The sequence below is a fragment of the Pseudomonas sp. HMWF006 genome, assembly GCF_003061205.1.
In the GTDB taxonomy this organism is placed as follows: Bacteria; Pseudomonadota; Gammaproteobacteria; order Pseudomonadales; family Pseudomonadaceae; genus Aquipseudomonas; species Aquipseudomonas monsensis.
In genome coordinates this window covers 1-6,445 of record NZ_QAIU01000202.1, presented here as the reverse complement: position 1 = coordinate 6,445, position 6,445 = coordinate 1, and the positions used below count along the sequence as shown (strand labels likewise).

The 6,445-nt window shown below is 58.6% G+C and carries 5 protein-coding genes; all 5 read right to left on the bottom strand.

Translation table 11 applies throughout. The features are described 5' to 3' along the window. Positions 1-18: 18 nt before the first annotated feature. Entirely contained in the window at positions 19-1,332 is a 1,314-nt protein-coding gene (brnQ, locus tag DBR24_RS07955; protein ID WP_128614441.1) for a branched-chain amino acid transport system II carrier protein, read from the bottom strand. Positions 1,333-1,735: 403 nt separating this feature from the next. Beyond that, positions 1,736-2,617 carry a succinate--CoA ligase subunit alpha gene (sucD, locus tag DBR24_RS07950; RefSeq protein ID WP_007919877.1) on the bottom strand — a complete coding sequence of 294 codons (882 nt, stop codon included), beginning with the start codon at positions 2,615-2,617 and terminating at the stop codon, positions 1,736-1,738. Further along, positions 2,617-3,783 (bottom strand): ADP-forming succinate--CoA ligase subunit beta, encoded by a 1,167-nt coding sequence (gene sucC / locus DBR24_RS07945; RefSeq protein WP_085732277.1) that lies wholly within the window; start codon positions 3,781-3,783, stop codon positions 2,617-2,619. The genes sucD and sucC overlap by 1 nt, the downstream gene beginning before the upstream one ends. A gap of 202 nt (positions 3,784-3,985) precedes the next feature. Continuing rightward, positions 3,986-5,422, bottom strand: a complete 1,437-nt coding sequence (gene lpdA, locus DBR24_RS07940; protein WP_123465866.1) for a dihydrolipoyl dehydrogenase — start codon at positions 5,420-5,422, stop codon at positions 3,986-3,988. A gap of 108 nt (positions 5,423-5,530) precedes the next feature. After that, positions 5,531-6,445 (bottom strand): 2-oxoglutarate dehydrogenase complex dihydrolipoyllysine-residue succinyltransferase (odhB, locus tag DBR24_RS07935; protein ID WP_128614440.1); only part of this gene is annotated, 915 nt, incomplete at its 5' end.

Genomic DNA, 6,445 nt, shown 5'->3' with positions numbered 1-6,445 from the left:
GTGGCGGGTCAGGGAACGTCAGGCAACGGCTTCGCTGCGCTTGCCCAGCAGGCGATCGCAAACCACCGCGACCACCAGGGTCATCACGCACGGCACCAGCCACGCCAGGCCCTGCTCGCTCAGCGGCAGGTGGGACAGTTGCGACGGCATCCAGTCGGCCAGGCCGGCACCTTTCAGTGCGTCGATCATGCCGAACACGAACGACACCAGCATCACCGGACCGATGATGCGGCCATGCTCATGCCAGAAGTCTTTGCAGAAGCTCAGCGCCACCAGCACGATGCACGGCGGGTAGATCGCGGTCAGGACCGGGATCGAGAAGGCGATCAGCTTGGTCAGGCCCAGGGTGGACACCAACAGCGAGAACGCCGCCAGAATGATCACCAGGGTCTTGTAGGACAGTGGCAGCACACGGCTGAAGTATTCGGCACAGGCGCAGGTCAGACCGACCGCCGTGACCAGACACGCCAGCGAAATCAGTACGGCGAGGAAACCGCTGCCCAGCGAACCGAAAGTATGTTGCACATAAGCGTGCAAGACCGCGGCGCCGTTGGTGGCGCCAACAGCCACTTCGTGGCTGCCGGAACCGAGACGGAACAGGCTGACATACACCAGCGCCAGACCCACGCCGGCAATCAGCCCGGCGATGATCGCGTAACGGGTGATCAACGCTGGCGATTCAACGCCGCGAGAGCGGATGGCATTCACGATGACGATGCCGAATACCAGCGCACCCAGGGTATCCATGGTCAGGTAACCATTGATGAAGCCCTGGGAGAACGGCGCGGCGACGTACTCTGGAGTGCCTTGACCGATATCACCGGCCGGCAAGGCGAAGGCAGCGATGCCGAGAACGGCCAGTGCAATGATCTTCAACGGCGCGAGGAAACGGCCGACAGTGTCGAGCAAACGGCCCGGATACAACGAGATGAAGAACACCAGCAGGAAGTACACCGAGCTGTAGAGGAACAGCGCCAGCGGGCTCTCGCCGGTCAGCGGCGCCAGGCCAACTTCGAAGGACACGGTCGCGGTACGCGGCGTGGCGAACAACGGGCCAACTGCCAGGTAGCACGCCGCCGCGAGGATGCCGCCAGCGACCTTGCCGATCGGGCTGCTCAGTGCGTCCATCGCCCCGCCGACCTTCGCCAGCGCAACGACGGTGATGACCGGCAGGCCGACTGCAGTGACCAGAAAGCCCAGCGCCGCCATCCAGACATGAGGCCCGGCCTGCAAACCGACGATAGGCGGGAAGATGATGTTGCCGGCCCCGACGAACAGGGCAAATGTCATAAAACCAAGTGCCAGGATGTCCTGACCTTTCAAAACTTTCATTAAGGAAATACCACACTACTGAATCGGAATTTAGAGGGGGATTTCCCTGTGGGGTTAGGGAAATGCTGTCAGTCCGTATAAGACTGACCCGTTTAGCGCGTTGCATGCCTTGTGGGCGGCAGACGCAAAAATGGCTGCTAGCCTAACGAATTTGTCTGACAAACGCACTGTTTGAGGGCGAACTATCCGATACGCGACGTTTCCGTGTCGCGTTTTTGCATGTAATTGGGTAGATGTCTATAAATCGCTTTCGCGAACAAGCTCGCTCCCACTTGGGAATGCGTACAAATGTGGGAGCGAGCTTGCTCGCGAAGGCGATATCACTGATGACGCAGGTGCCAGAAACGACAAAGGCCACCCGAAGGTGGCCTTTGCCTGGTGAAGCGTCAGCTAAGCGCGAGGCTTACTTGACAGCCCAACCGGTCAGCTCGGCCAGGGCCTTGCCGATGTCTGCCAGCGAACGCACGGTTTTTACACCGGCGTCTTGCAGTGCAGCGAACTTCTCGTCTGCAGTGCCTTTGCCGCCAGAGATGATTGCGCCAGCATGGCCCATGCGCTTGCCCGGAGGAGCAGTCACACCAGCGATGTAGGAAACAACCGGCTTGGTCACGTGTGCCTTGATGTAGGCAGCCGCTTCTTCTTCAGCCGAACCGCCGATCTCACCGATCATCACGATCGCTTCGGTCTTCGGGTCTTCCTGGAACAGCTTCAGGATGTCGATGAAGTTCGAACCCGGGATCGGGTCACCACCGATGCCGACGCAAGTCGACTGACCGAAACCGGCGTCAGTAGTTTGCTTAACAGCTTCGTAGGTCAGGGTGCCGGAACGCGAAACGATACCGACCTTGCCTGGCAAGTGAATGTGACCTGGCATGATGCCGATCTTGCATTCGCCTGGGGTGATCACGCCTGGGCAGTTAGGGCCGATCAGGACTACGCCCAGCTCGTCGCACTTAACTTTAGCGTCCAGCATGTCCAGGGTAGGAATGCCTTCGGTGATGCAGACGATCAGCTTGATGCCGCCGAATGCCGCTTCCAGGATCGAGTCCTTGCAGAAAGGAGCCGGAACGTAGATCACGCTGGCGGTAGCGCCAGTGGCCGCGACTGCGTCTTTAACGGTGTTGAACACTGGCAGACCCAGGTGCTCGGTGCCGCCTTTGCCCGGAGTTACGCCGCCAACCATCTTGGTGCCGTATTCGATGGCTTGCTGGGTGTGGAAACTACCTTGCGAACCGGTAATACCCTGGCAGATAACTTTGGTGTCTTTATTGATCAGGACGCTCATTATTTGCCCTCCGCAGCTTTGACAACTTGTTGAGCAGCGTCGGTCAGGCTGGTAGCAGCGATGATGTTCAAACCGCTTTCTGCCAGTACTTTAGCGCCCAGCTCAGCGTTGTTGCCTTCAAGGCGAACAACAACCGGGATTTTCACGCCGACTTCTTTCACGGCGCCGATGATGCCTTCGGCAATCATGTCGCAGCGAACGATGCCGCCGAAGATGTTGACCAGTACTGCAGCGACGTTGGTGTCGGACAGAATGATCTTGAACGCTTCAGTAACGCGTTCCTTGGTAGCACCACCACCTACGTCGAGGAAGTTGGCTGGCTTGCCGCCGTGCAGGTTGACGATGTCCATGGTACCCATGGCCAGACCGGCACCGTTGACCATGCAGCCGATGTTGCCTTCCAGGGCTACGTAGTTCAGTTCGAACTTGGCAGCGTGCGCTTCGCGCGGATCGTCTTGCGACGGATCGTGGAAAGTCTTCAGCTTAGGCTGACGGTACATGGCGTTGGCGTCGATGTTGATCTTGGCGTCCAGGCAGTGCAGATCGCCGTCAGCCTTGATCACCAGCGGGTTCACTTCCAGCAGCGCCAGGTCGTGATCCTTGAACAGCTTGGCCAGACCTACGAAGATCTTGGCGAACTGAGCAACCTGCTTGCCTTCCAGACCCAGCTGGAATGCCAGCTCGCGACCCTGGAATGGCTGAGCGCCAACCAGTGGATCGATAGTGGCTTTCAGAATTTTTTCTGGAGTGTCGTGAGCGATTTTCTCGATGTCCACGCCACCTTCGGTGGAAGCCATGAACACGATACGACGGCTCGAACGGTCAACGACAGCGCCCAGGTACAGCTCTTTAGCGATATCAGTGCACGATTCAACCAGGATCTTGGTGACAGGCTGACCATTGGCGTCAGTCTGGTAAGTCACCAGACGCTTGCCCAGCCACTGCTGTGCGAAGGCTTTGGCGTCTTCTTTGCTGCGAACCAGCTTGACGCCGCCCGCTTTACCGCGACCACCGGCGTGAACCTGGGCTTTGACAACCCACTCGTTGCCGCCGATTTTGTCGCAAGCTTCTGCTGCTGCTTCCGGGGTGTCTACTGCGTAACCAGTGGATACTGGCAGGCCGTATTCAGCGAACAGCTGCTTACCCTGATACTCGTGAAGATTCATGCTTTTTACCGTCTTCGTTAGGTACTGCGCATTCGGCGCTGCGCTCTTGATGAGTGCCGCGCCACCTGTGACTGCTGCTTGCGTAGCCTTTCCGGGTACCCGGTGCAGCTACGCAAGACTGCGTCCAGCGGACATTCCGCGGTGAGACTTGCTCGCAAGGCTCACGACGGGCCGTTACCGCCGTGGTTTCTTATTGTGTGTCTTAACGCTTCTTGCGGTTGGCAATGTGGATGGCGCCGCCATTCACAGCCAGAGCAGCTTCGTGCAAGGCTTCAGACAGGGTCGGATGGGAGAAAACCATCATGCCCAGGTCTTCAGCGCTGGTGCCGAATTCCATACCGATCGCGCCCTGCTGAACCAGTTCTGCAGCGCTCGGACCAATCACGTGCACGCCCAATACGCGGTCAGTCTTGGCATCAGCGATGACCTTGACGAAACCACCGGTATCGTTGGCGGCCATGGCACGGCCGGAAGCGGCGAACGGGAAGGTGCCGACGTTAACTTCAACGCCTTCAGCTTTCAAGGCCTGCTCGGTTTTGCCAACCCACGCGATTTCCGGGTGAGTATAAATAACCGAAGGGATCAGGTCATAGTTCATCTGGGCTTTGTGGCCCTTGATGCGCTCGACAACCATGATGCCTTCTTCGGATGCCTTGTGCGCCAGCATCATGCCGCGAACCACGTCACCGATGGCGAAAACGCCCGGTACGGTGGTAGCGCAGTGATCGTCAACGTGCACGAAACCGCGCTCGTCCAGGGTCACACCGCTGTCGGCTGCCAGCAGATCAGTGGTCACCGGACGGCGACCAACGGCTACGATCAGCTTGTCAAACGTGATGGTCTGTTCGCCGTTGGCATCGGTGTAGTTCACCACGACTTCGTCGCCGTTCACTTTGGAACCGGTTACGCGAGCGCCCAGTTTGATGTCCAGACCCTGTTTGGTCAGGGTTTTCAGCGCTTCCTTGGAAACAGCGGTGTCCGCTGCCATCAGGAAGGTGTCCAGGGCTTCCAGGACAGTCACTTCTGCACCCAGACGCGACCAGACCGAACCCAGTTCCAGACCGATCACGCCAGCGCCGATCACGCCCAGACGCTTCGGTACGGATTGGAATTCCAGAGCGCCAGTCGAATCAACGATGACTTTCTGGTCGACCGGAGCCGGTGGAATGTCGATCGGACGCGAGCCTGGTGCCAGGATGACGTTTTCAGCTTCGATGACTTCAACCGAACCGTCTGGCTTGGTGACTTCGACTTTCTTGCCGGCCAGCAGTTTGCCGTGGCCCTGAATCGAAGTAACGCCGTTGGCCTTGAACAGGGTGGCAACGCCGCCGGTCAGGTTCTTGACGATGCCAGCCTTGCGGCCAACCATCGCAGCGACGTCCATTTTGACTTCGCCGGTCGAGATACCGTGAACGTTGAAGCTTTCTTTTGCTTCCTTGTATTTCCAGGAGCTGTCCAGCAGCGCCTTGGAAGGAATGCAGCCCACGTTCAGGCAGGTACCGCCCAGGGCTTGCTTGCCTTCGGCGTCGGTGTACTTCTCGATGCAGGCAGTGGTCAGACCCAGCTGCGCGGCCTTGATGGCAGCTACGTAACCGCCAGGGCCGGCACCGATCACTACTACGTCAAATTTCTGCGACATTCAAAAAATCCTCTTTAGCAATAAAGCTACAAGCCGCAAGCCAAAAGCTACAAGCCGATCCGCTCGTATTGAGCTTGAGGCTTGTAGCTTGACGCTTGCAGCTGCTTTTTAGATATCCAGCAACAGACGAGCCGGATCTTCCAGCAGGTTCTTGATGGTCACCAGGAAGGTCACAGCTTCTTTGCCATCGATCAGACGGTGATCGTAGGACAGTGCCAGGTACATCATCGGACGGATCACGACCTGACCGTTGATGGCCATCGGACGCTGGATGATGTTGTGCATGCCCAGAATCGCTGCCTGCGGCGGGTTGACGATCGGGGTCGACATCATCGAACCGAAGGTACCACCGTTGGTGATGGTGAAGGTACCACCGGTCATCTCGTCCATCGACAGTTTGCCGTCGCGGGCTTTTTTGCCGAATGTTGCGATGCCGCCTTCGATTTCAGCCAGGCTCATCAGCTCGGCGTTACGCAGAACCGGTACCACCAGACCACGGTCGCTGGAAACAGCAACACCGATGTCGGCGTAGCCGTGGTAAACGATGTCGCCGCCGTCGATCGACGCGTTGACAGCCGGGAAGCGTTTCAGCGCTTCGGTGGCAGCCTTGACGAAGAACGACATGAAGCCCAGGCGTACGCCGTTGTGGGACTTCTCGAACAGATCCTTGTACTTCGAACGCAGAGCCATGACTTCGGTCATGTCGACTTCGTTGAAGGTGGTCAGCATCGCCATGTTCGACTGAGCTTCAACCAGACGCTTGGCCACGGTGGCACGCACGCGGGTCATCGGCACGCGCTTCTCGATGCGATCGCCAGCGGCGAACACAGGAGCAGCGGCAGCTGGAGCAGCAGCCTTGGCAGGCGCGGCAGCCGGAGCGGCTTTCTTGGCGGCAACAGCAGCCACCACGTCTTCCTTGGTCACACGCCCGCCTTTGCCGGTGCCGGCAACGGAAGCGATGTTGATGCCGTTTTCTTCAGCCAGCTTGCGCGCGGCAGGAGCAGCAACAGGATCGTCTTCGCC

Coding starts and splice junctions, on each gene's coding strand:
- brnQ (WP_128614441.1), bottom strand. CDS start 1,332: ATGAAAGTTTTGAAAGGTCAGGACATCCTGGCACTTGGTTTTATGACA.
- sucD (WP_007919877.1), bottom strand. CDS start 2,617: ATGAGCGTCCTGATCAATAAAGACACCAAAGTTATCTGCCAGGGTATT.
- sucC (WP_085732277.1), bottom strand. CDS start 3,783: ATGAATCTTCACGAGTATCAGGGTAAGCAGCTGTTCGCTGAATACGGC.
- lpdA (WP_123465866.1), bottom strand. CDS start 5,422: ATGTCGCAGAAATTTGACGTAGTAGTGATCGGTGCCGGCCCTGGCGGT.